This is a genomic window from uncultured Maribacter sp. (assembly GCF_963974015.1).
Classification (GTDB): Bacteria; Bacteroidota; Bacteroidia; order Flavobacteriales; family Flavobacteriaceae; genus Maribacter.
On sequence record NZ_CAXBBZ010000001.1, the window covers coordinates 415,657 to 438,423 of the forward strand.

At 33.8% G+C, this 22,767-nt stretch carries 25 protein-coding genes; 17 read left to right on the forward strand and 8 right to left on the reverse strand.

The features are described 5' to 3' along the window. Positions 1 to 5 precede the first annotated feature (5 nt). Positions 6 to 422: an ArsC/Spx/MgsR family protein gene (locus AACZ41_RS01865; RefSeq protein ID WP_339625928.1), complete on the forward strand. Its 417-nt coding sequence runs from the start codon at positions 6 to 8 to the stop codon at positions 420 to 422. A gap of 90 nt (positions 423 to 512) precedes the next feature. Next, entirely contained in the window at positions 513 to 2,066 is a 1,554-nt protein-coding gene (locus AACZ41_RS01870) for a hypothetical protein (RefSeq protein WP_339625929.1), read from the forward strand. 65 nt (positions 2,067 to 2,131) lie between these two features. On the opposite strand, the gene AACZ41_RS01875 is transcribed toward AACZ41_RS01870, so the two are convergent. Next, complete coding sequence (locus AACZ41_RS01875) at positions 2,132 to 2,314, reverse strand: hypothetical protein (protein WP_339625931.1); 183 nt, start codon at positions 2,312 to 2,314, stop codon at positions 2,132 to 2,134. Positions 2,315 to 2,589: 275 nt separating this feature from the next. Between AACZ41_RS01875 and AACZ41_RS01880 the strand changes: the two genes are divergently transcribed. Both AACZ41_RS01880 and AACZ41_RS01885 read left to right on the forward strand, forming a co-directional pair. Beyond that, on the forward strand, positions 2,590 to 3,636 hold the full coding sequence (locus tag AACZ41_RS01880) for an AraC family transcriptional regulator (protein WP_339625933.1): 1,047 nt from the start codon (positions 2,590 to 2,592) through the stop codon (positions 3,634 to 3,636). 151 nt (positions 3,637 to 3,787) lie between these two features. Continuing rightward, the gene (locus AACZ41_RS01885; protein ID WP_339625935.1) at positions 3,788 to 4,822 is read left to right on the forward strand and encodes an AraC family transcriptional regulator; all 1,035 of its coding nucleotides are present in this window, start codon (positions 3,788 to 3,790) and stop codon (positions 4,820 to 4,822) included. On the opposite strand, the gene AACZ41_RS01890 is transcribed toward AACZ41_RS01885, so the two are convergent. Continuing rightward, entirely contained in the window at positions 4,819 to 5,511 is a 693-nt protein-coding gene (locus AACZ41_RS01890) for an SOS response-associated peptidase family protein (protein ID WP_339625937.1), read from the reverse strand. The two genes, AACZ41_RS01885 and AACZ41_RS01890, sit on opposite strands and share 4 nt — an antisense overlap. A gap of 245 nt (positions 5,512 to 5,756) precedes the next feature. Next, positions 5,757 to 6,008 carry a DUF2383 domain-containing protein gene (locus AACZ41_RS01895; RefSeq protein WP_339625939.1) on the reverse strand — a complete coding sequence of 84 codons (252 nt, stop codon included), beginning with the start codon at positions 6,006 to 6,008 and terminating at the stop codon, positions 5,757 to 5,759. A gap of 135 nt (positions 6,009 to 6,143) precedes the next feature. Here AACZ41_RS01895 and AACZ41_RS01900 point away from each other — a divergent pair, with 135 nt between their 5' ends. The 3 genes from AACZ41_RS01900 to AACZ41_RS01910 all read left to right on the forward strand — a co-directional run bounded on the left by AACZ41_RS01900 (position 6,144) and on the right by AACZ41_RS01910 (position 7,706). Beyond that, positions 6,144 to 6,338 carry a DUF2945 domain-containing protein gene (locus AACZ41_RS01900; RefSeq protein ID WP_339625940.1) on the forward strand — a complete coding sequence of 65 codons (195 nt, stop codon included), beginning with the start codon at positions 6,144 to 6,146 and terminating at the stop codon, positions 6,336 to 6,338. A 184-nt stretch (positions 6,339 to 6,522) separates the two neighbouring features. Then, complete coding sequence (locus AACZ41_RS01905; RefSeq protein ID WP_339625942.1) at positions 6,523 to 7,125, forward strand: DUF2652 domain-containing protein; 603 nt, start codon at positions 6,523 to 6,525, stop codon at positions 7,123 to 7,125. A 113-nt stretch (positions 7,126 to 7,238) separates the two neighbouring features. Further along, positions 7,239 to 7,706, forward strand: a complete 468-nt coding sequence (locus AACZ41_RS01910; protein WP_339625944.1) for a Dps family protein — start codon at positions 7,239 to 7,241, stop codon at positions 7,704 to 7,706. 95 nt (positions 7,707 to 7,801) lie between these two features. On the opposite strand, the gene AACZ41_RS01915 is transcribed toward AACZ41_RS01910, so the two are convergent. Genes AACZ41_RS01915 through AACZ41_RS01925 form a run of 3 tightly spaced genes read right to left on the reverse strand, consistent with a single transcriptional unit; the run spans position 7,802 to position 8,683 of the window. Continuing rightward, complete coding sequence (locus tag AACZ41_RS01915; protein WP_339625946.1) at positions 7,802 to 7,996, reverse strand: hypothetical protein; 195 nt, start codon at positions 7,994 to 7,996, stop codon at positions 7,802 to 7,804. Between the two features lie 6 nt (positions 7,997 to 8,002). Beyond that, complete coding sequence (locus AACZ41_RS01920; protein ID WP_091621649.1) at positions 8,003 to 8,350, reverse strand: phage holin family protein; 348 nt, start codon at positions 8,348 to 8,350, stop codon at positions 8,003 to 8,005. Then, on the reverse strand, positions 8,351 to 8,683 hold the full coding sequence (locus AACZ41_RS01925; protein WP_339625950.1) for a YtxH domain-containing protein: 333 nt from the start codon (positions 8,681 to 8,683) through the stop codon (positions 8,351 to 8,353). It abuts the gene before it with no gap. Between the two features lie 191 nt (positions 8,684 to 8,874). Between AACZ41_RS01925 and AACZ41_RS01930 the strand changes: the two genes are divergently transcribed. Genes AACZ41_RS01930 through AACZ41_RS01945 form a run of 4 tightly spaced genes read left to right on the forward strand, consistent with a single transcriptional unit; the run spans position 8,875 to position 15,454 of the window. Then, positions 8,875 to 10,236: an NAD-dependent succinate-semialdehyde dehydrogenase gene (locus AACZ41_RS01930; RefSeq protein ID WP_339625952.1), complete on the forward strand. Its 1,362-nt coding sequence runs from the start codon at positions 8,875 to 8,877 to the stop codon at positions 10,234 to 10,236. A 5-nt stretch (positions 10,237 to 10,241) separates the two neighbouring features. Further along, positions 10,242 to 10,412 carry a hypothetical protein gene (locus tag AACZ41_RS01935; protein ID WP_339625954.1) on the forward strand — a complete coding sequence of 57 codons (171 nt, stop codon included), beginning with the start codon at positions 10,242 to 10,244 and terminating at the stop codon, positions 10,410 to 10,412. A 38-nt stretch (positions 10,413 to 10,450) separates the two neighbouring features. Continuing rightward, a complete protein-coding gene (locus AACZ41_RS01940) occupies positions 10,451 to 14,191 on the forward strand; it encodes a hypothetical protein (protein WP_339625956.1) in 3,741 nt (1,246 codons plus the stop codon). Between the two features lie 51 nt (positions 14,192 to 14,242). Further along, positions 14,243 to 15,454, forward strand: coding sequence for a Pycsar system effector family protein (locus tag AACZ41_RS01945; protein ID WP_339625958.1), 1,212 nt, complete (start codon positions 14,243 to 14,245; stop codon positions 15,452 to 15,454). Between the two features lie 43 nt (positions 15,455 to 15,497). Here the strand turns inward: AACZ41_RS01945 and AACZ41_RS01950 are convergent, their stop codons facing one another. Then, on the reverse strand, positions 15,498 to 15,743 hold the full coding sequence (locus AACZ41_RS01950) for a hypothetical protein (RefSeq protein ID WP_339625960.1): 246 nt from the start codon (positions 15,741 to 15,743) through the stop codon (positions 15,498 to 15,500). Positions 15,744 to 15,938: 195 nt separating this feature from the next. After that, positions 15,939 to 16,064, reverse strand: a complete 126-nt coding sequence (locus AACZ41_RS01955; protein WP_339625962.1) for a hypothetical protein — start codon at positions 16,062 to 16,064, stop codon at positions 15,939 to 15,941. Positions 16,065 to 16,350: 286 nt separating this feature from the next. On the opposite strand from AACZ41_RS01955, the gene AACZ41_RS01960 reads away from it, so the two are divergent. From AACZ41_RS01960 to AACZ41_RS01985, 6 genes are all read left to right on the forward strand, one after another. Continuing rightward, positions 16,351 to 16,584, forward strand: coding sequence for a hypothetical protein (locus AACZ41_RS01960; RefSeq protein WP_339625964.1), 234 nt, complete (start codon positions 16,351 to 16,353; stop codon positions 16,582 to 16,584). 468 nt (positions 16,585 to 17,052) lie between these two features. Further along, entirely contained in the window at positions 17,053 to 17,643 is a 591-nt protein-coding gene (locus AACZ41_RS01965; RefSeq protein WP_339625965.1) for a DUF4202 domain-containing protein, read from the forward strand. Positions 17,644 to 17,686: 43 nt separating this feature from the next. Further along, entirely contained in the window at positions 17,687 to 18,274 is a 588-nt protein-coding gene (locus AACZ41_RS01970) for a bifunctional precorrin-2 dehydrogenase/sirohydrochlorin ferrochelatase (RefSeq protein ID WP_339625967.1), read from the forward strand. Positions 18,275 to 18,343: 69 nt separating this feature from the next. Then, a complete protein-coding gene (locus tag AACZ41_RS01975) occupies positions 18,344 to 19,018 on the forward strand; it encodes a response regulator transcription factor (RefSeq protein ID WP_339625969.1) in 675 nt (224 codons plus the stop codon). A gap of 3 nt (positions 19,019 to 19,021) precedes the next feature. Continuing rightward, positions 19,022 to 20,284, forward strand: coding sequence for a HAMP domain-containing sensor histidine kinase (locus AACZ41_RS01980; protein ID WP_339625971.1), 1,263 nt, complete (start codon positions 19,022 to 19,024; stop codon positions 20,282 to 20,284). Positions 20,285 to 20,341: 57 nt separating this feature from the next. Next, positions 20,342 to 22,759 carry a TonB-dependent receptor gene (locus AACZ41_RS01985; RefSeq protein WP_339625973.1) on the forward strand — a complete coding sequence of 806 codons (2,418 nt, stop codon included), beginning with the start codon at positions 20,342 to 20,344 and terminating at the stop codon, positions 22,757 to 22,759. Positions 22,760 to 22,767 lie beyond the last annotated feature (8 nt).

Here is a 22,767-nt window from a genome sequence, read left to right on the forward strand (position 1 = left end):
AAGTGATGGGAGTAATTGCTATGGATAAAAAACAGATAACACTTTATTATAGTTCGAAAAATTCATTGGGCAAACAACTCAATGCCTATGTCGAATCTTCAGATAAAAAGCATTTAACGATTGATATCTCTAAGACTAACGTTACCGGCACACAATGGGCTGAATTAGCTAATGGGCTTGGTAAAAGTCTATCTGATTTAGTGAATACCGAGCACCCCGATTATAAGACTGCCTATGGTGAAGATGATTTCAATTTAGATGATGATGGTTGGCTAAAAGTTTTAAATAAAAACCCTAGCTTACTAAAAAATGCTATTATAATTAAAGGCAAAGAGTTTATTGAATTGAAAAGTGCTTCAGATTTTAAACAATATATGGAGCCTGATAGCACAGGTATAGGAAAGCCTTATAAAAAGAACTAAATCTAAATCCTCTTGGCCATTGAATATTATGGTTAACATGTGGCTTAAGTTTTTAATAATTCTTAAAGGTTAAGTTAACCCTCAATTGTCATGACCCGATTTCTCAAATGGTTTTTAGTACTCATCATATTCTTCATCGGAGCATACATGGCTGCCGAATGGAAAATGAAAAAGGAAGTAGTAGATTTTCTAAATCGGAAAGTTCCAGACCATATCGATTTTTCTTATGACAGATTTAATATTAATCTTTTTAAAGGTGATTTAGAATTTGAAAAGGTAGAGGTTAAAAGTCTTGGTAGGCAAACATCTTCATGCGAAATTATAATCAATGCCGATAATTTATCGATAAGCGGATTTAGTTATTGGAAAATATTTTTCGAGAAATCGATTTACTTAAAAAATCTTACCTTTTCTAAACCGCACCTAAATTTCAAGACGTGTCCTAAAGATTCTAACCAAGAGAATACATCAAAATCTAACCCAATTAATCTATTAAAAGAGATTTTTATTGAAGAGCTTATTTTGGATTCTGGTATAGTTGAAATTTTGAATTCTAATGAAGAAAAAGAACTTTTATCCGTTAAATCTATCGACTTAAATTTAAAAAATGTTGCAACAGATCCCAGGGTAATTAAAAAATATGTGCCTTTCACTTTTTCAGAATACGCCATGACCATTCAACACGTAAAAGCTCCTGTGGGGAAATTTGAAGTATTGGAAATGGAAACTATGGACTTAGATAATTCATCTATACACATAACTGATATTTCATTATTTACCATACTTTCCAAATTAGAATTGAGTAAAACGATAAAATACCAAAGAGACCATCTCACATTAGATATTCCAGAAATTAGGATTGAAAATCATAATTACATTGTATCAAACGACTCACTTCAAGTCAACTTTAAATCATTGCTATTAAATGCACCTGTTTTAGAAATGTATCGTGACAAGTCTATATTGGAAAATTTTAACCGAAGACCTTTATATGCTGAATTGTTCAGAGAACTTCCTTTTAAAGTAGCTATTGATTCTGTATTAATTAAGCAAGGAATGGTGCGTTATGAAGAAAATTTACCTAACGATAAAAGAGCCGGTATTCTAAGTTTTGAAAAGATAGATGCCTCAATTGGCAACTTATCCAATTTAAAAGCGAACAAAAAAAATCTTAAAATAACGGTGGATGCCGATTTAATGGGTACGGGTGATTTTAATCTCGATTGGGAATTTAATGTTCAAGACACACGAAATGCATTCGTAATTTCTGGAGGATTATCTAATTTCAATACCGCAAACTTGAATGATTTTTTAATTCCTAATCTTAGAACAAAAACCACAGGCACTATTGACCAACTCTATTTTACTATTTCTGGTGATGAATATGCCGCTACTGGTGATATTAAAATGAATTATGAAGACTTCAAATTCCAAGTATTGAATAAGGAAAGAAGCGGTGTTAAAAAAGTACTCTCCTTCATTGGAAACTTATTTATCAATGATGGTTCAAAGGCAGATTCTGATGGTTATAGGCATGGTCATATCTCAACAGAGCGAATTAAAAATAAGTCGTTCTTCAATTATTTATGGATAAATCTAGAAGACGGCCTCATAGATGTATTAACAGGGAATGGAATGAAATAGTAATTAAATAAAAAAGGCCAGATAGTTAAACTATCTGGCCTTTCTCTTCATAACAATTTTTTAAACTAGTTGTGGTCAGTGGCATCTTCAACAGCATCTTCAACTTCTTCAGCGCCTTCTTCAATACCATCACCAACATCATCAATACCTTCTTCTATTTTCTCGCCTGTAGATTTTTCTTCTCTACAACTCGCTGCAAAACTTATAGTTATTAATGCAAATACAAGCATAATTAGTGACTTTCTCATACTATGGGTTTTTAATAATTAGGTTAACGATTTAATTGTTCAGAACAGAGATTAAAAAGTTAATTAATATCTCTGTGCCTCGTTAAACAAAATTGCCAATATTAAATCATTCTCTTTGGTTGTAAAAAATTAAATATTAACTCATCTACAATAACCTCTAAAAATATCTGATATTCAATTATTTATACACTTAGTAGTCCACATTATATAAATCTGAAAGCCGCGAATTCTCACATTTTTTACTTTATATTGTACCTTTCTATTTTAACTAACGAATGGGTGCAAAAAAGGAAATTAAGGAGTTAAATGTAATCGATGTAGTCAAAGATATTGCCAACAGGCTAAAGGTTGATTACCAAGAAGAGAACAATGAAATTTGTATGGATATACCTCAAGAAGCAGGTACGGGCCATATTAAAGCAATTACTTTTTCTCATGGTGTAGGTGTCATGGATGTTGATATACGTTTAAAAAATGAAGTGCGATTTGTTCTTAACCAGTCTATAGTAAAGCCTCTTGAAATCGTATTTAATAGAGAGACAACTTTATTGCACGAGTTTGAAGGTCAAGAAAAACAAACGGAAATAAAGCATTTAGAAAGTGCTATATTTTCATGTAATAGTAAGTATGCCAATGTTCTCACCCTAAAAGCGAATGAGCCCATCTGTTTTTTTAATCTTGAAATAAATAGAAAGCTTTTTGAAGAAAAAATTGAATCTTTTCTTCCTGAAATGAATGAAGACTTAGAAGGTCTTTTTAGGGATGTAAACGGTATCAACCTCTTTTTTCATAAAGACCATTATAGCTTGGACATTGCAAAATGTATTGAAGAAATAAATGAATCTGAAGACTCAGGATTTACCAAAAGTGTATTCATTGAAGGTAAATGTTATGAAGTACTCGCGCATCATTTGCGGCAATATGTAGATGATTCCTCACCTGATGAAAAGCGAACTATTTTAAGACAATCTACTGTTGTAAAAATTGAAGAAGCCGCCAACATTATAGATGATACTTTAGAACAAGCTACCAGTATCATTAATTTATCAAAAAAAGTTGGACTAAATCAAAACACGCTACAGAATGGTTTTCAAAGTTTATTTGGCCTGTCTGTTAAAGAGTATACTCAAAACAAAAGAATGGAATTGGCTCGCCATTTAATGGAAAATACAGCCTTGAATATCACAGAAATTACCTATAGAATTGGAATTAATTCTAGAAGTTATTTTTCTAAATTATTTAAAGAGCGGTATGCTATGACCCCTAAACAATATCTTCAAAAGTTAGCATCCAACAATGAGGGCAAAACTGAAACCATTTAATATAGTTTCTAAAAAAAATATCAATTTTTAACATTTTCAATAATCTTAAAAGTGCGTATTTGTGTTAATTAACATTTCATAAATGTTAACGCAATTATCTGATATCCAGTTTTTTTGCATTTAAGCTTAAGCGTTAGATGACAATTAGACAATGAAAGAGTTATTTATAAAGGGTTCTAATCCCAAAACAATATTTTCCCAAATTCATTCATGTATTAATGGTGATAGAAGAGAAGACTGGGGTGAAACCGTATTGACCTTTAATAATGAATTTGGTAAAGGCGCACTACGAACAATAAGTTTCAATTGGGGAATTTCTCTAATTGATATTGACATACTACTTAATGACGACACTGCGCTCATTTTTGATAATGTGGAATTGTCACCCATAGAGTTCATTTTTATAACACAAGGTTATTTTAATTATAGCGAAAACAATACTGGTTCTTTTACTACTCTAGAGCAATTTCAAAATAACATTATATCACCTAAGCGTAGCTCTAAGAAAACTTTTATATTTCCGAAAGGTGTGCACTTGAAGGTCAATTTTATTAGAATAAACCGAAAGGAGTATTTAAAAAAGAAGAATAACAACGTTTGTTACTTAAATGACTTATTAGTGGCATTGTTCAATGATGAAATTGGTGAAACAGCGTACCAGCATAGCGGCAATTATAGTCTCAGAATAGCAGATGAAATTAAACTATTAAATAACGTTCAAGATAGCGGTATGCTACGATCGCTTTCTATAGAAGGTAGACTCTATCTCATATTATCGTTGCAATTATTGGAACATAAAAATTTTGAAGAAAAAATGAACTTGCCCGAAGCAATTTCTAAAGATGATATTGCTAAAATTCATAAGCTAACCACTTATATTTTAAACCACATCTCTGAAGATATCTCGATAACCATCTTAAGCACAGAATCTGGTTTAAACCAAAAAAAGCTTCAACTCGGATTTAAAATATTATTTTCAAAAACCGTCAACGAATATATACGACAACTGAAATTAGAGATTTCAAGAGACCAACTTAAAAATACTGATTTGTCGGTTTCTGAAATTGTTTATTCCATAGGTATAAAGAGTAGAAGTTACTTTTCCAAAATCTTCTTTGAAGCCTATGATATTCTCCCAACAGATTATAGAAAACATTTAAGGAATAAGAAATCCTCGTTAAACTAATCTTCAGGGTGCTCATTTGACATCAACATACTGTCGTATGAAATATCTTGGTTGAAGAGGCTTTTTGCAATGGGTTTTATTCGTAATTCTGTTGTATGAGATGATTTCATTATCGTTTTAACTTGGCACGGTTCCGTACTATCAGATAGCCAGGCTTCCTTATCTTCATGCCCAACTATAATGGGCATATAATCAACTAAGTTCTGATAATCAACTATTTTATCTTCAAGTGGCCCCGTTAGTATGGAGCACGTGATAAAACCGTCTTCCAACACGGTATAAATACCGGCTAGATATAACATCTTCTCGTTTCTCGGACATATGAAATAAGGATAAATTTCTCCATTTTTTAAAATGGAGGTAAAGAACCCGGTTACAGGTATAATACATCGACCATTACTGAGAGCATCACGATACCATAATTCAGATTCTAATGTGGCAGAATTTATATTAAGGGTGTTGGTTAACTTTTGAAATAATTCCCAATCATCATTGTAACTCTTCGGCAGCAAACCCCATATAGCAAGAGAAATAACCTGTGAATCTGCCATAGTAATAATGGGTATAGAAACTTCGTCTAATCCGTTTATTACAACTTGAGGAGTATAAAAGTTGGGGTACTTGAACAAAGCTTTTACTTCACGCTGTATCTCTTTCATATCTGCTGTATTTGAAATTTTAAAATACATATCAATCTTTAGCTTTTATGAGCAAGTTCGCTAAATATCATCATAGTTATTATTGCAGAAAAACAAAAAGCTAACCCATTAAAATAAGTAGATTATTATACAATTTGTTTGCGTATTTTTTATCTAATTTATGTCTTACAAAACTTGATATTACTGTTAAAAAGAATATGTTCTGCCCGATAAAGTATTTTTAAGACATAAAAAAAGAGGCCATAAAAGCATCTTTTCATTAAATGAAATAATATTTATCTTAAATCTTCTAATATTTTTATGTTAGCAAGACCACCTTCAATAGCTTTTTTTTGACTTATCAATACCGCTGCAGTTTTAGATGGTAACGAAATATCTTCTAAAACCACTTTATACTCTTCTACTGATGCTTTTTCACCTCTAATCGCTTCTTCTAACATTGCTTCTGCACTATCTAATTCGAATAGCGCTTTTACATTCATCCACGCTCTATGTGCCTTGGCCGTAATGCTATCACCTTTGTCCATATTTTGACCTAAAGATATTTTTGCTTTTTACTCATGTCCAAAATCATATCGTTGTTCCGCCTTGTTTTAAAAAAGATTCTAGTTGCTTATACTCTGTATTTTCTGCTGCTTTTTTAAAACCTTTTTCAGCATCATATGTTTTTTCTAAAGGGCACATCAGTAAAATGGTCATGGGGCAATGGCACAGCTGAAGGTAAAGTAGAAGAAACGTATGCCTCTAAAATCACCAAAACCATTAAAGGAAATGAGGTAACGCGAAACGGAGAAAAGGACAATAAAGCTTTATACAAGAACATGGCGATTATGTTCCTAAAAATGAAAATGAAGTAGAGCGTGTAGACTAAATGATTTTATTTAATCTCTAAATCCGATAAAGGATTAAATTCTGAAAACAGGATGAATTACCTTTTTCATAAGTCCATATTAAATGGATTGCATTACAATTTTATTGGAACGAAGACAGTTGAAAATCATATAATCTATACCTTTCAAACCAATATTATTAAGACAACTTATGAAAGGATCACCAATGTTAATATGTATACCCGACATAAGTGGTTTTACAGAATTTATGAGCGAAACCGACTTTGAGTTAAGCTCAAAAATAATTCCGGCGCTATTGAACCAGATAATTTATACCAATGAAATCGGACTTAAAGTTTCTGAAATTGAAGGGGATGCGGTTCTTTTCTTTAAAACTGGAAAGATGCCCAGCTTAGAAGCATTAATTAATCAATGTAGAATATTCTACACCGAATTTTATAAAGAATTACAAGCACTCCGGATAAAACATAAAAATGATAAAGATTCTGAAACCATACCTGAAATATTAGGGCTAAAAATAATCTTGCATTATGGTAAAGAAATCGCTTTGACCAAAGTTGGAAATAGCATAAAATTATTTGGTGAAGACTTGATTGTTGCCCACAAGCTTTTGAAGAATAAAATTAGAATGAACGAATATTTACTCTTAACTGAAGGCTTGACCAATTATTATAAAGAAAATAATTTAGATAATCAGTTCGATTGGGGTTCGTTAAAACAGAATTCTATAGAATATGATCATGTTGGTGAAATAAACTACTCTTATATTAACTTAAAGCCACTGGTTAAATAACCTCATTTTACATTACGTTAAATAGTGTTAATGGGTCGACAAAAATCGCTTCTGAGTCAACAAAATATGTTAAGGACAATTACTTTTATAGTAGAATTAAAAAACATATTATCATGAGTTATTTAGATATTAAATCGAAAGATATAGAACCAATTGTAAAGGAATTAAACACTTTATTGGCAGATTATAATTTATATTATCAAAACTTAAGAGGTTACCACTGGAATGTTTCAGGAAAAAACTTTTTCGACCTACACATTAAGTTCGAAGAGCTATATACCGATGCAAGAATTAAAATTGATGAAATTGCAGAACGTATTTTAACTTTAAGACATAACCCAACAAGTGAGTTTTCAAAGTATTTTGAAATGTCATCTATTAAGGAAACTTCTTCGCTTATTTCAGATGTTGAAATGGTAAAGCATATTCTTGACCAACATGAAATTTTACTTAAACAGATGAGCAAAGTGGTAAAAAAAGCTGAAGCTGCAGGTGATGAAGGAACAATAGATATGATAGGCGGTTACATTGGAAGTATCGAAAAAGTAAGTTGGATGCTTGATGCCTGGACAAAAGAGTAATTATTCAATAAACGTATATAAAAAACACCTCTTAGTTAAGAGGTGTTTTTTGTTTTTTCCTGATAGCTAAAAAAGTCCCTTAATATTATTCGATACTACTTGACTATTTTTCGCATTAAATAAATCATACCGAATTTCTTTGCTGCAGAAAATGCTGTAGACACCCAATTATATGGGCTTAAATCTTCTTGAACATCTTGTTTCAACCCTTTAAGCTCCTCTAAAGCAATTTCACGTTCTAACTTTAAGCGTTTTAAATTATACTCTATTTCATCAAAATTCTTGTACATAATTCTTTAGCTAAAAAATTTAACCGATAGTTTTTTCACAAGCATATTATCAATCTTTCTTCTAAAAATATACGCTATAATCAATAATACAATAAACAAGGCTCCGGCAATTAAACATGCCGCAACCATACTTTCAAGTATATTTCCTAAATAAATAATACCGGCAACAGTTAAGAATATAAGTGCCAAAAAACCAAGACCACCTATAACTGCCATTTTCAGCAGCATACCGGTGGTCATTGTCAATTGTTGAAACACTTTTAGTCTATAATACTCTTGAGTTTTCTTATAGTATACCTCGCCTACGTCAATAGCCTTATTAGAGGTTTCGTTAAGTGAGTCAATAATTCCCATTTATACTGTTTTCTGCAATTTCTTATTTTTTGACTTCAATTCAGCCAATTTCTTCTCTAACGTTGAAATTACATCTTCGGTTTTATAACTTAAATCAGAAACTAAAGACTCTACTCTCGTGTCTAATGTTTCTCTTTCGTCCGAAACTCTTGATGCAACTCTGTTTTTTAAATCAATTGCACTTTCTGTAAAATTATCTCTCGTTGCCGCTGCTTGATCCGCAATTAATTTTCTTGTATTCTCACCTTTATCCGGTGCATAAAGAATTCCTAATGCCGCTCCTATAGCAGAACCTGCAATAATAGCTAGTAATGTATTTCCGCTGTTGTTCATATTTATAAATTTATGATTAAACTTTTTCTTAAATCACGTAGAATCAACTTCTACCCTAACAAAGGTCATCTATTTTTCTATCATAGCTTAACTCTAAACCATGAAATATTAACGGTAATAAAGGCCTAAAAGGGTTAAGAATAAAATGAAACGAATTAATGGAACACGACCATATCTTATAAATTTGCTTCATGAAAAATTTTCAATCAAGAAACCCATATAACGGCGATATATTAGAAACATATTCTAATGATACCGAAAATACTATTACTGCCAAATTGGATAAAGCATTGGCTATAGAGGCTTCTTGGGCCAATGTACCAATAGAAGAAAAATGCGAACTACTAACAAAAATAGCAGATTTACTTTTAGACAGGAAAGAGGAATATGCCGAGTTGATTACAAAAGAAATGGGCAAACCTATTTCTCAAAGTATCGAAGAAATTAAAAAATGCGCTTGGGCCTGTGATTTCTATGCGCTAAATGCAGAAGATTTATTAGCTGATGAACTGATTGCCACTGATGCAGATGAAAGTTTCATAAGTAACGACCCTTTAGGATGTATTCTAGCAATTATGCCTTGGAACTATCCTTTTTGGCAGGTAATTCGCTTTGCTGCACCAACGTTGACCGCAGGCAATACCGCCCTTTTAAAACACGCCCAAAATGTTACTGGTTGCTCAATTGCCATAGAGAAATTATTTATTGATGCCGGTTACCCCAAAGGTTGTTTTCAAAGTATTAAGACCGAACATGAAGAAATAGAAAAATTGATAGCAAATGATGGTATTAAAGCCGTGACACTAACAGGTAGTGAAAAAGCAGGTAAATCAATTGCAAGAACTGCAGGTGAAAATCTTAAAAAAACAGTTTTGGAATTAGGTGGTAATAATGCATGTATTGTATGGGAAGATGCCAATTTAAAAAAACATATGGATACGATGGTGAGTGCTAGAATGCAAAATACCGGTCAAAGCTGTATCGCGGCAAAACGTTTCATCGTCTGCGAAGATATTTATGATTCATTCTTAGAGCAATTTACTGAAAAAGTAAAAGCCTTAAAAATTGGCGACCCAATGCAAAAAGACACCTTTATAGGGGTAATGGCCAGAGAAGATTTGGCAAAAACTTTACAAGAACAAATAGATGTTTCAATCAAAAAAGGAGCGAAAGTTTCCTTAGGAAACAAGCGTGATGGAGCATTCTTTTCACCAACCATATTAACTAATGTTAAGGTAGATATGCCCGTATTTGAGGAAGAAACATTTGGACCTGTAGCTGCAATAATAAAGGCAAAAGACCGAAAAGAGGCTATCGAAATGGCTGCTAACTCTAGACTAGGACTCGGTAGCATGTTGTTTACTGAAGATATCGATGAAGCAATGAACGTTATTTCTGACATTCCAGATGGTGGTTTCTTTGTAAATGATATGGTGAAATCTGACCCAAGATTACCATTCGGCGGTACAAAAGCTTCAGGATATGGAAGGGAATTATCTAGAGAAGGGATCTTAGAATTTGTCAATAAAAAGACAGTATACATTAAAAAATAGAACATATGAAAGAAGGAACAGAACAAACAAAATTTGTAAAAGAGGAAGAAGAAAAAACAAATCAGTTTATTCTTCAAAAAAACACGAAAACAAAATTAGGGGTAGCCATAATTATGGCATTTCTAGTTATTCTAATTATTGGCATTATCATTTCAAATGTTTTTTTAAATAATTAGAATAGATACCAAATCGAAGATCAAACAAAATCTCATCTATGACCAACCAGTCTTTTCAATCTAAATTCACGAATTTGAATTTTATAAAATTTGCAGGCATTCTAATCATACTATTAGCCATATCTTCTTGCGCAACTTTAGAGGAGCAAAGTAATATTGCTGAAGAAAATATAAGTACAGGCAAAAAAATTACGTATTCTTTTTATATCGCTGGCGGATTAGGTAATGCTTCATCCATTTCTAACAATTCACTTTTAGAACGATTTAAAGATGAACTAAATGAGGCACCGGTAAATAGCACATTGGTCTTTACGGGAGATAACATTACTCCAATTACCGAAAATTGGGAAACGGACAGCCTTTTAATAGAAAAGCAGTTGAATCTTACTGCTAACTTTAAAGGAGAAACGGTTTTCTTACCAGGCAATAATGAATGGAAAAGCTATGAACTTGATAAGATTGAAAGGGTTGAAAATTACTTGAAAGATGTTGATAGAGAAACTACTAAAGTAGCACCTAATAACGGTTGCCCAATCGACTACAGAGTTATAAACGATGAATTAGATTTAATATTAATTGACTCTAAATGGTTTGTTTCTAATTGGTCAAGAACCGAAGGCATCAATAGCAAGTGTGCCGATATTATTACCCGAAGAAGATTTATGGAAGAGTTAGAAGGCTATATCGGTGATGGCCAAGGTAAAAATATTGTTATCGCCATGCATCATCCTGTTTTTACCAATGGTATTTATGCCGGCAAAACAACCACAAAAGATCATTTAAAACCATTTCTGGTGTATGGTACTATTAAAAATACCGTTATGGATTTAGGTGCTTTTAACCCTGAGCACGTAAACTCTAGAAGATATAATTATTTAAGAATAGCAGTAAGTGCCCTAGCGCAAGCAAATGATAGAATTACCTTAATTTCTGGTCATGAAGAAAGTCTTCAGTTACTTGAAGGTGGTGGTATACATCAAATTATAAGTGGCTCTCTAGGTTCTAAAAGTGCTACTAAATTAAGCCCTGGAAAAATTACTGCCATTGGTGGTACTATAGATTTTCAGGGAGAATATGCTTTTGGTGATCGAGGATTCGCTCGTTTAGATTATTTTGAAGATGGAAGTTCTGAGGTTACATTCATTTCTGAAGATAATTTATCTTCAAGTACGACATTACCGGTTTTACCTAAACTAGAAGCTAAAAAGCAGTTCAATAATTTCACCATTAACAACACCAAAATTGAAAAAGCGAAAATTTTGGATGACCCGAATGATTATAATAAAAGTGGATTATATAAATTTTTATGGGGAGAACGTTACCGTAAGTATTTTGGTGAACCTGTAGAAGCGCCTGTGGTAAATTTAGACACGCTATATGGTGGGCTAAAAGTTGTGAAAGAAGGTGGAGGCCACCAGTCATTTTCTTTGCGTTTAGAAGATGTTAATGGCAAACAATACGCGATGCGCTCTTTGCGTAAAAGTGCTCTGAAATTTCTAAAATTCAAATTACCTGGGATTTCTTACAACACTGCAGATTATCAAGATACTTGGGCAGAAAAAGCAATTTCAGACTTTTTTACCACTGCACATCCGTATATGCAATTGGTAATCGATCCATTAGCTGCATCTGCTGAAATAAATCATTCTGATACCGAACTATTCTATGTACCTAAACAAAAAGGTCTAGAAGAATACAATGAAGATTTTGGTGATGAACTGTATTACATAGAACGAAGACCATCCGAAGAACAAGCAAATTATAAGGGATACAGAAGAAGTATTGATACAAATTCTGGCAAAGTGACAGATTATGAAAGTACTACCGATATGCTTGAAAAAATCAAAAGCGATGAATCTTATTCAGTCGATGAAAGAGGTTTAATACGTGCTAGAATTTTTGATATGCTGATAGGCGATTGGGACCGCCACCAAGACCAATGGAGATGGGTCGAATATGAAAGCCCCGAAGGTGAAAAAGAATTTATGCCTATACCTAGAGACCGTGACAACGCTTTTCCTAGATTCGATGGCAAAATAATACCCTTTATTCAATGGTTTGTGCCGAACTCAAAAAACTGGGAGACCTTTGATGAAGAGGTAGACAATGTAAAATGGCTTAACCTTTCTGGCAATAGGTTAGACAGAACATTGTTAACGTCTTTCGGTCCTCAAGTTTGGGCAGAAGAAGCGAATGCAATTCAGAATGGAATGACGCCCGAAGTAATTGAAAAAGCATTTAATCGGCTACCTGTAGTAGTACAAGATGAGACTTCAGAATTCATCAAAGAAAGCTTAATACAAAGGCTTATCACGTTACCAAAAGTTGCTAAAGAATATGCAGAATATTTGAATAAAATCGTTGCGATTCGCGGAACTGAAAAAGATGACATTTTCACCATCACCAAATCTAGTAATGGAGATACCAAGGTAACCGTAAAACGAATTTTATCTGATGAAAAAAACGAATTGATGTATTCTAGAACATTCAACGACTCATTGACCAAAGAACTATGGATCTATGGTCTTGGCGATGATGACGTTTTTGTTGTTGAAGGAAATGGGAACTCACGCACAAAACTTAAAATTATTGGTGGTTACGGTAAAGATACCTACACAATTGAAAATAAAAAGAAGGTTAGAATTTATGATTGGGCCCACGAAAAAATCAAATTCGAGCAGGTAAAACCAATTAGTGTTTTAACCAATAATTATAAAACGAATACCTACCATTTTAGATACTTTTCCCCCAATATGAATATTTTAGTGCCAACATTAGGCTTTAGAACAGATGACGGCATGTTTTTGGGTGCCTCGAACACCTATACCAAAAATGGAATTAATGGTAATCCGTTTCGCCAAAAGCACAGTATAAGTGCCAACTACTTTTTCGACTTTGAAGCTGCTGAAATTGCTTATTCCGGTAAATACGGAAGTATATTCCCAGGTTGGAATTTCGAGCTAGATGCATACTATACGAACGACCGTTATGTCAGTAATTTTTTTGGATATGGAAATGAAACCATAAATAATGAAGATGCTGTTGGAAGGGATTATTATAGGGCAAGAATTCAACGGTTTAATGCTAGCGCCGGTTTAGCATTTTATAGCCTTCGAGTAAAAACTATTTTTGAATCATTTAAGGTCGCAGATAACCCAGGAAGACTATTTAATCGGGCTAATTTAGATGAAGCTCTTTTTGATAACCAAAATTATGGAGGTATAGAATTAAATGGTGAATATGACCGTGACGATGCAGGCGATTTTCCTTCAAAGGCAATTTACTTCGGTTTTTCCGCTGGTTATAAAACAAACCTTAGCTTTAATTCGAACAAATTCGGTTATGCTTCTCTAAAAATTGGTCTAGATCATAAATTGGAATCCTCTGGTACGTTGGTTTATAGTACAATGGCAGAATATAAAGGATTATTCGATTATAACGATGTTTATTTTTACCATACTCCGGCATTAGGTGGTCGCAATGGTTTACGTGGTTTTAGAGATGAGCGATTTACCGGTAAATCATATTTTTATCAATCGTCAGATTTAAAATTAAAACTTAAGCGCTATGTAACGGCAGTTTCACCAGTAACCATTGGTATGTATGGTGGTTTTGACTATGGTAGGGTTTGGATGCCTAATGAAAACTCTAATGTGTGGCATACATCGCAAGGTGGCGGCTTTTGGATTAGTAGTTTAAAAGCATTAACTTTTAATATCGGATATTTTAATTCTAAAGAAAGCAACCTGATTCAAGTAGGTTTCGGACTCTCCATTTAATATAGGTGCTTTAAATTTGTTATTTCTAACGTTATTTTTCAATCAAAAAACATGTCAACATTAGTTACTAAAGCAGAAGATTTCGCCACCAATAAACTGACCTCCAATAATGGTGTAAAATATCTGTATCATAATCTTAGGCACACACAACGTGTGGTTGAAAGTACTTTAGAATTGATTAAGGGTGAAAAAGTAGAAGACAAAAATGCTGAACAGCTTTTAGTCGCTGCTTGGTTTCATGACCTTGGTTATACCGTATCTTATAATGACCACGAAAAGCACAGCTGTGAATTTGCTAAAGAATTTTTGGGTAAGAATGATTGTACTTCAACATTTATAAATGAGGTCTGTTCACTTATTATGGCTACGGTATCAGATTATGAGCCAAAAAATAACCTTGAGAAAATTATGCGTGATGCAGACTCTTCTCATTTTTCGGCTAAAAGTTTTATGGCAACTTCAGAATTACTACGCGAAGAACTTGCCTCTATTGGAAGGCGAAAATATACGATTGCGGACTGGAGAGAAGAAAACATAGGTTTACTAAGAACAAAGCATCGTTTTTATACTGAATACGCATTAGATAATTGGCAAAAAGGTAAAGACAAGAATATTAAGCGACTCGTTAAGGCGAAAAAAAAGAACAAGGATTTAATTAAGAAAGAAAGTTTAAAGGCCCAATTTAAAGGTGAGCTACCAGATAGGGGAATACAAACCTTGTATAGGGTAACTTTACAAAATCATTTAAAGCTTAGTGATATTGCCGATACAAAAGCGAACATACTTTTATCGGTCAATGCGATTATTATTTCAATGGCCTTGGCGAACCTTATACCAAAGCTGGATAATCCATCGAACGATTATCTTATTTATCCTACATTTATTTTTATTGTTTTCAGTGTAGTCTCTATGGTCATGTCAATTTTGGCGACCAAGCCTAATGTAACCTCAGGCCAGTTTACTGAAGAAGAAGTAACATCAAAAAAGGTGAACCTTTTATTCTTTGGTAACTTTCATAAAATGAAGTTGGCAGAATATGAATGGGCAATGGCTGAACTTATTAAGGATAAGGACTATATCTATAGCTCACTTACCAAAGACCTTTATTTTCTAGGAATTGTTTTAGAAAGAAAGTATCGATTACTAAGGTGGACGTATACCATCTTCATGACTGGTATGGTACTATCGGTTATTGTCTTTGCAATTGCATTAAAATTCTATGGCCCTGAACGCGTATTGGAATTACCTGTTATGCAACCATAATAGGCAACTAAGTATTCATTTTTATTACCATACTTCTAAGGCTTCAATTACCAACAATTGTTCTGATTTTGAACTTTTTATGTCTGGCGCCTTTATTAGAAGTATAGAACATATAATAAATAAAACCAAACTCCTTCGCCTGTAAGGCCGAAGCAACATAACATATTTTTTGAAATTTGGCCCAGTAGCTTGCTCCTGAACACATCATACGTAGTTCGTAACTAGTATAAAGAACAAAATCTTTAAGTGTGGTAGATTTTAGTTTAGTACGTGCTGCTTGAATTACCAAAAGTTCAGCGTGCCCTGTACAATCGAATAGGGTTTTTTACCTTGTTGAAACCTTACTCTATAATTTTCCCATCTTTCACGATTATAGCACCGAATACACCTCTATCATTTTCTTTTCCCAATTTGTCCAAATAAATGGCTCTGCGCATATAATGTATGTGACTTGCATTCATTTACAAAAAGTATAAAACTTTAATTATCGCTCAAGTGCTAAAAAGACAAAGCATAGCAAAATACCAATAGCGGCGATTACGATCGTAAACTTTATTGCTTTTTCTAAGGATGTTACTTTCTTGGAAGTATCTACGTTTACTCTTGTCATAAGGTAGTTTTTTAATGGTTGCCATTACTACAAAAATAGAATCAACCATTTATACTTTTTGACTTGACAAAGTAAATTGTTGCCTGTATTAAATATGCGCTAACTTATTGAAATATTGTAAGATAAATTCCGTTTTTTGAATTGGCCCACTATAGATTACCGATGTTCTCATTAAAAAATAAACCGCGAAATGGTAAAAAATATTGCTAGTAGTATTTAGGCAATCGGTTTCTTGAAATATAAAAAAGATACTTCAATTAACTCTTAGAATAATTGAATCACCGCAGTGGAAATAGAACATCGTTATAAAGGCATACGCTCTCCACTTAAATTTAAGGTAAGTGTTTTTGGCTGTATCCGAGAATGTGTTGAAGCTAAAGGAAAAGATTTCGGTTTTATTGCAGTTGATGACGGATGGAAGGAAGCTATAGAAACACCTGAAATACGTGAACGTTATACACATTTCGTGAATTCACAAGAGACCGATAGTAAACTCGAATTTGTAGAGCTAAGGAAATAAAAAATGCCAAAAAAATAGGCTTAAGTATTGATAATTAGCATTTTAATAAATTAAAAAACAAAAAATTATACCTTTACCTGTTTTAAACACATATGAAAGTGTAACTGAGAGTGATGTAAAAGTCAAGTTTAAAGCCGCACCGATATCTAAATTTCCTAAAAATGGCGGCGCTTGTATTAAATACGGGGACAAACGTATAGCCATCTTTAATTTCACACGAGAAAAGGCGGGGTATACGTGTCGAAATCTTTGTATGAATAAGATGGAAAATGGCACTTTCAAGAGGTAAAATCGGAGAAGAAAATATGAAAGCAAAAGCTGCCTGACCATTATATAAAATACATTCTCTTTAAAAACAGGTAAAACTTAAATGGAACCTTAGATGCAATTGCCAGGTATCCCGCAAAAATAGAGGATGGCTTTGTGTATGTTGGCTTTTCTGAATAGCTTTGAGCCAACACAAATTTTATGGCGACTACAGATAAATTAGCGGTAGCATTTCATCATTTTGATGCAGCCAATACCCAAGATCCCAATACCGAAATTTTTGAGGGTACAACATACCCTAAAGAAGTACTGTATGGAATTCGAATGACAGCGCGTTTAAATGAGTTTGCTCCAAATGCATCAGAAGCATTGATGCTTACTGCTCGCTGTCAGCACATTTGTAGATGGAAAATTTCTAGGGAATCATATGATATGAATCGTGAAGGATACTTGAAATGGCGCCAAGATTTGAAAAAATTTCATGCCAGAAAAGCCTCGTCAATTTTACAAGAAGTAGGATACAATCGAGAAACAATAGACAAGGTCTGTTTTCTCTTAGAGAAGAAACAGCTTAAAAAGAATGAAGAAACACAAACCTTAGAAGATGTTATTTGCCTAGTCTTTTTAGAGCATTATTTTGAACCTTTTGCCCAGAAACATCCTGAAGATAAAACCATTGATATTCTAAAAAAAACGTGGCGAAAAATGTCAGTAAAAGGTCAAGAGGTAGCACTTAAGCTACCCTTATCAAAATTTGCCTCAGAATTAATTTTTAAAGCTTTAAGTCAATAAAGTTATCCAAGATTTAATGTTGATTAAATAAATAATATTGCACATGGAACGGAATGAGCTTTACCCAGTTTTTTTAAAAGTATCCAACCTTCATATTTTAATTGTGGGAGGCGGCAATGTTGCTCTTGAGAAATTATCTTTCTTGTTAAAATCGAGTCCGAATGCGCAGGTTGAAATGGTTTCACCAATGTTTAGGGAAGAGACTATTGCATTGGCCAATAAGTTCCATATTAAAATGAATGTGGCACCTTATGATGCATCTTATTTAAAAGGTAAACATATGGCTATCGCTACCACAGATAATGTGCCGGTAAACGAGCAAGTATATCACGATTGTAGAGCGCAACAAATACTGGTAAATGTCGCTGATAATCCTCCATTCTGTGATTTCTATATGGGTGGTATAGTAACGAAAGGCAATGTAAAAGTGGCGATTTCTACCAACGGTAAATCGCCCACAACCGCAAAGCGATTACGTCAATTTTTTGAAGATGTTATTCCTGAAAACATCGATGACCTTGTAAAGAACCTCAACGAATATCGAAAGACCATAAAAGGTGATTTTGAAGAAAAAGTAGAAACACTTAATGAGTTTACCAAAGGGTTAGTGAACAAGAAAAATGACCGATAGCTAGCCTTTTTTATTTCTTCCGAGTATTCGCTTAAGAATTTCTTTAGATAGGGAGTTTAAATTTATATTATGAAAATTCTAATAGTAGAAGACGAAAAAGCCCTGCTACAATCTATCGCCAATTATTTGGAAAAAGATGGAAATATATGCGAGACCGCATCTACCTATGAAGATGCTCTTTATAAAATTGACCTTTACGAGTATGATTTGTTAGTGCTCGACATTAATTTGATTACTGGCAGTGGTCTAGATATTTTAAAGCTTTTAAAGAAAAATAAAAAAGAAACGGCAACCATCATAATTTCTGCGAATAACTCGTTAGAGGATAAGTTAAAAGGACTCGATTTAGGGGCAGATGATTATCTGACCAAGCCATTTCATTTGGCTGAATTGAATTCTCGAATTAAAGCAGTTCTAAGAAGAGGAAAATTTGGGGGCACTGAACGGTTAGAGTTTAATGAAATTTCAATCGATACTAGGTCAAGAACCGCTTATATTAAAGATGATGTAATGGCACTTACGCGTAAAGAATACGACTTGCTTTTGTTTTTCATTACCAACAAAGGAAGGGTTCTTTCTAAAGAAATAATTGCGGAGCATCTATGGGGCGACCATAGTGATATGGTAGATAATTACGACTTTATCTATGTTCACATCAACAACCTACGTAAAAAACTGACCGATGCCGGTGCAAAATATATTAAAACTGCCTATGGTAGTGGGTATAAATTTATGGAAGACTAAGGAATGGCCGAACTTACTAAAAAGATAAAATTACTGCGAAAGACCTCTAAAACATTTCTTTGGATCAGTCTTGTTTTAATGGTGTTCAGCACTATCGGGCTTTACTTTTATGTTAGGAATCTTTTACAGGATGAGGTAGAAGAAGAGCTTCGTTCTACCGAAGCGAGAATTGAAAGTTCAATTTCTGAAAACAGTATTATTTACCAGCTTCCTCCTATAGTTGAAGTTGAATCGGTCTCGAACTTAGGGTTTGAACATTTAAAGGATACCTTAATTTTTGACCCATCACAAGATGAAATAGAAGAGTTTCGAGAATTAATTACCTATGCTAAAATTAACGACCAAAATTACCGCATAACGGTTCGCGCTCTTATTGTAGAATCGGAAGATATTTTGATAGCCGTCGTTATTTCCTATCTCATTGTCATTTTTTTTGTGTTCATTTTCCTTTTCTATTTGAATAAATCAAGAACTCAAAAATTATGGAATCCGTTTTTTAAGAATTTGGAGCAGATGAAGCTTTTTTCGCTGACTTCTGAAACTCCGATTTCATTAATGGATAGTGATATTTTAGAATTTTCTGAACTCAATACAGAAATAACCACGTTGACCGACAAAGTTCGGTCAGACTATAAAAATCTGAAACAATTTACAGAAGATGTTTCCCATGAACTTCAAACCCCTTTAGCGATAATTCAAGCTAAAGTAGATACCATTATAAATGGCGAGGCCCTTAATGATATACAATTTGAACAATTATCATCCATTCAAAATGATATTCAACGTCTGAAACAATTAAATAAAAAACTTGGCTTAATTTCCAAAATTGAAAATGACCAATTCACGAACATAAGTCCGTGCAACCTAAACCACATTCTAAAAGATAGAATTGAAAATCTATCTGAACTTTATCCATCAGAAATTATATTTGAAAGCAATGAAGATGTTATTCTTTTAATGGATGCCCATCTTGCAGAGGTTCTTTGCAACAACTTACTTTCAAACGCCATAAAATACAACTTACCTAATACGCCGATAGTGATGGTTCTAGAAAAAGATTCACTCTCTGTTCGGAACAAAGGCATACGCGCCATATTAAAACCAGACCAATTGTTTCAACGATTTTACAAGGAGTCAGATGAAGTAAAGTCTACCGGGCTAGGCTTAGCCATTGTAAAAAAAATATGTGATTTATATGGTTTTCAACCTTCCTATAGGTTTACCAACAACGAACATCATTTTACCATTTCCTTACCAAAACAATAGAGTTCTTAAAACTATCTTTAGATTCTTACCCTATAATTGCTCTCAAAAGTTAATTTTATGCATAAGTTTTTAATTGTTTTACTATTTTTTTTCTCCCTTACCACTACATTTTCTCAAAGTTTAGTAAATGTTACTGGCCAATTACATGATGCAAATACCTTAGAAAATTTAGCTTTTGCTAACGTTACGGTCCAAAACTCTACCGATAATTCTATGGTAACCGGTGCGATAACCGATGACAATGGACGTTTTGAGATTTTAGGCCTGTCCACAGGAAAATACACCTTACTATTTTCATTTATAGGATATGAAACGGTAGAAAAACCACTTATCGCTGGCGGATTAAACAGTGTCTTCGACCTTGGGCAAATAGCATTACAGCCAAGTGCAGAACAATTGAATGAAGTACAGGTTGTTGGGCAAGAAGCTACTACCAATAGCGACCTCAATAAAAAATCATTTAATCTCGATAATAATATTGCCCAAGCAGGTGGCTCTGTTTTAGATGCCATGAAAACTATGCCTGGGGTTACTTTTGACCAAGATGGAAAAGTAGTTTTACGTGGTAGTGATAAAGTGGTAGTACTCATTGATGGTAAACAAAGTAGCTTAACCGGTTTTGGTAATCAAAAAGGGCTTGCCAACATACCCGCATCAAACATTGAGAAGATTGAAATCATCAACAATCCATCGGCAAAATATGATGCTAACGGTTTTGCCGGAATCGTCAATATTATCTACAAAAAAGAAACTCAAAAAGGTTTAAATGGTGATGTAGGCCTTTCTTTCGGACTTGGTGCACTGGGCAAAAGAAGACCGGACACCCCTACTGATTTAGGTAGTTTTTCAGTTAATCCCAAACTAATTCCTAGTCTAAATCTTAATTATAGAAAAGGGAAACTCAATTACTTTCTACAGTCAGAATTCATAGTTCAAGAGGCGTTGCCTAACAATGAATTTACAACTAGAAATTATGATGATGGTCGCAATATTGTTTCTCAAGTACCAGAGAACAGAAAGCAATTTCGTTCTATCATCAATGGCGGAATTGACTATAATCTAGATGACAATAATAGCTTTACGTTCTCTGGTTTATATGACCGAGAACGGCATATCGATACTTCTCAAGTAGCATTTATAGATTTGAATACAAATACTAGAAACCGATTTTATACTTGGGAAGAAGAAGAGGTTACCCGCTACATCAATGCCGCAGTAAACTATCGACATTCATTTGAGCAACCCGGCCATACCCTAAGTGCCAATGCCCAATATACTCAAGGTCTAGAGGACGAAACTTATTCATTAAACGATAGTTCGGCCGTTCGTGTGGGAAGAGACAAAACCAATATTAAGGCAATTGAAAATACCACTAGTTTATCTTCAGATTACGTAAAACCGCTAAGCAACGGTAGGCTAGAACTTGGCGCGAAACTTCGCATTCGAAGGCTTCCTGTAGATTACACGATAACCCCAGGCAATGAATCTATTATTTATCCGGGACTTGGTTCTTTTTCCGATTGGGGAGAAAATTTGTATGCCGGTTATGTCAATTACCTTCTAGAAAAAGAATTCTATGATATTGAAGCAGGATTAAGAGCTGAACACACCGATGTTTTTTATGATTTAGACCCTGCGAACACCTACTACCCAAACAATGATAAGTACGACTATTTCGAACTTTTCCCTAGTGCTCGTTTTACCTATAAGCTAAATGAGCATAATAAAATATCAGCATTTTACAATCGACGAATCGATAGACCGGGTGAACCAGAATTACGGGTGTTTCCTAAATACGATGACCCAGAACTCCTAAAAGTAGGCAACCCTTATTTACGCCCTCAATTTACTGATGCTTTTGAAGTGGCCCATAAATATTCTTGGAATTCTGGCTCCTTATTTTCAGCTGTGTATCACCGAATTATACAGGATCAGTACATGCGTATTTTCAGTATCGATGATTCGAACCCAAATTACGATATCGTGAATCGTATTTACCAAAATACGGGCAGGGCCACCAATACGGGATTCGAGTTGTTAGCTAGTCAAGATGTTACTCAAAACTGGAGTTTATCGAGTACGGTAAACTGGTACTCAAATGCTATTGACCAATATGAAGGTGCCGTGCTTTTCCCTTTTGTACGACCTTTTACTATTGAAGCTTCAACTGCAAATGCATGGAACGCCAAACTTACTTCAGAACTAAGTTTACCTAAGGAATTTACTTTTCAATTGACCGGTGTTTATTATTCAGATAAAAACATTCCTCAAGGAAAAGAATTGGCACGTTCTTCTGTAGACCTTGGTATCAAGAAAAATCTATGGAACAAAAAAGCTGAGCTTACGTTCTCGGCTACCGATATATTCAACCGTTTTGGCATTCGCCAAGAAGTTCGAAATGAAGGTTTTACCGCAACCTATCAAAATTATTTTGAGACCCAATTATTCCGTTTGGGCTTTAAATATAAAATTTAATGAAACCA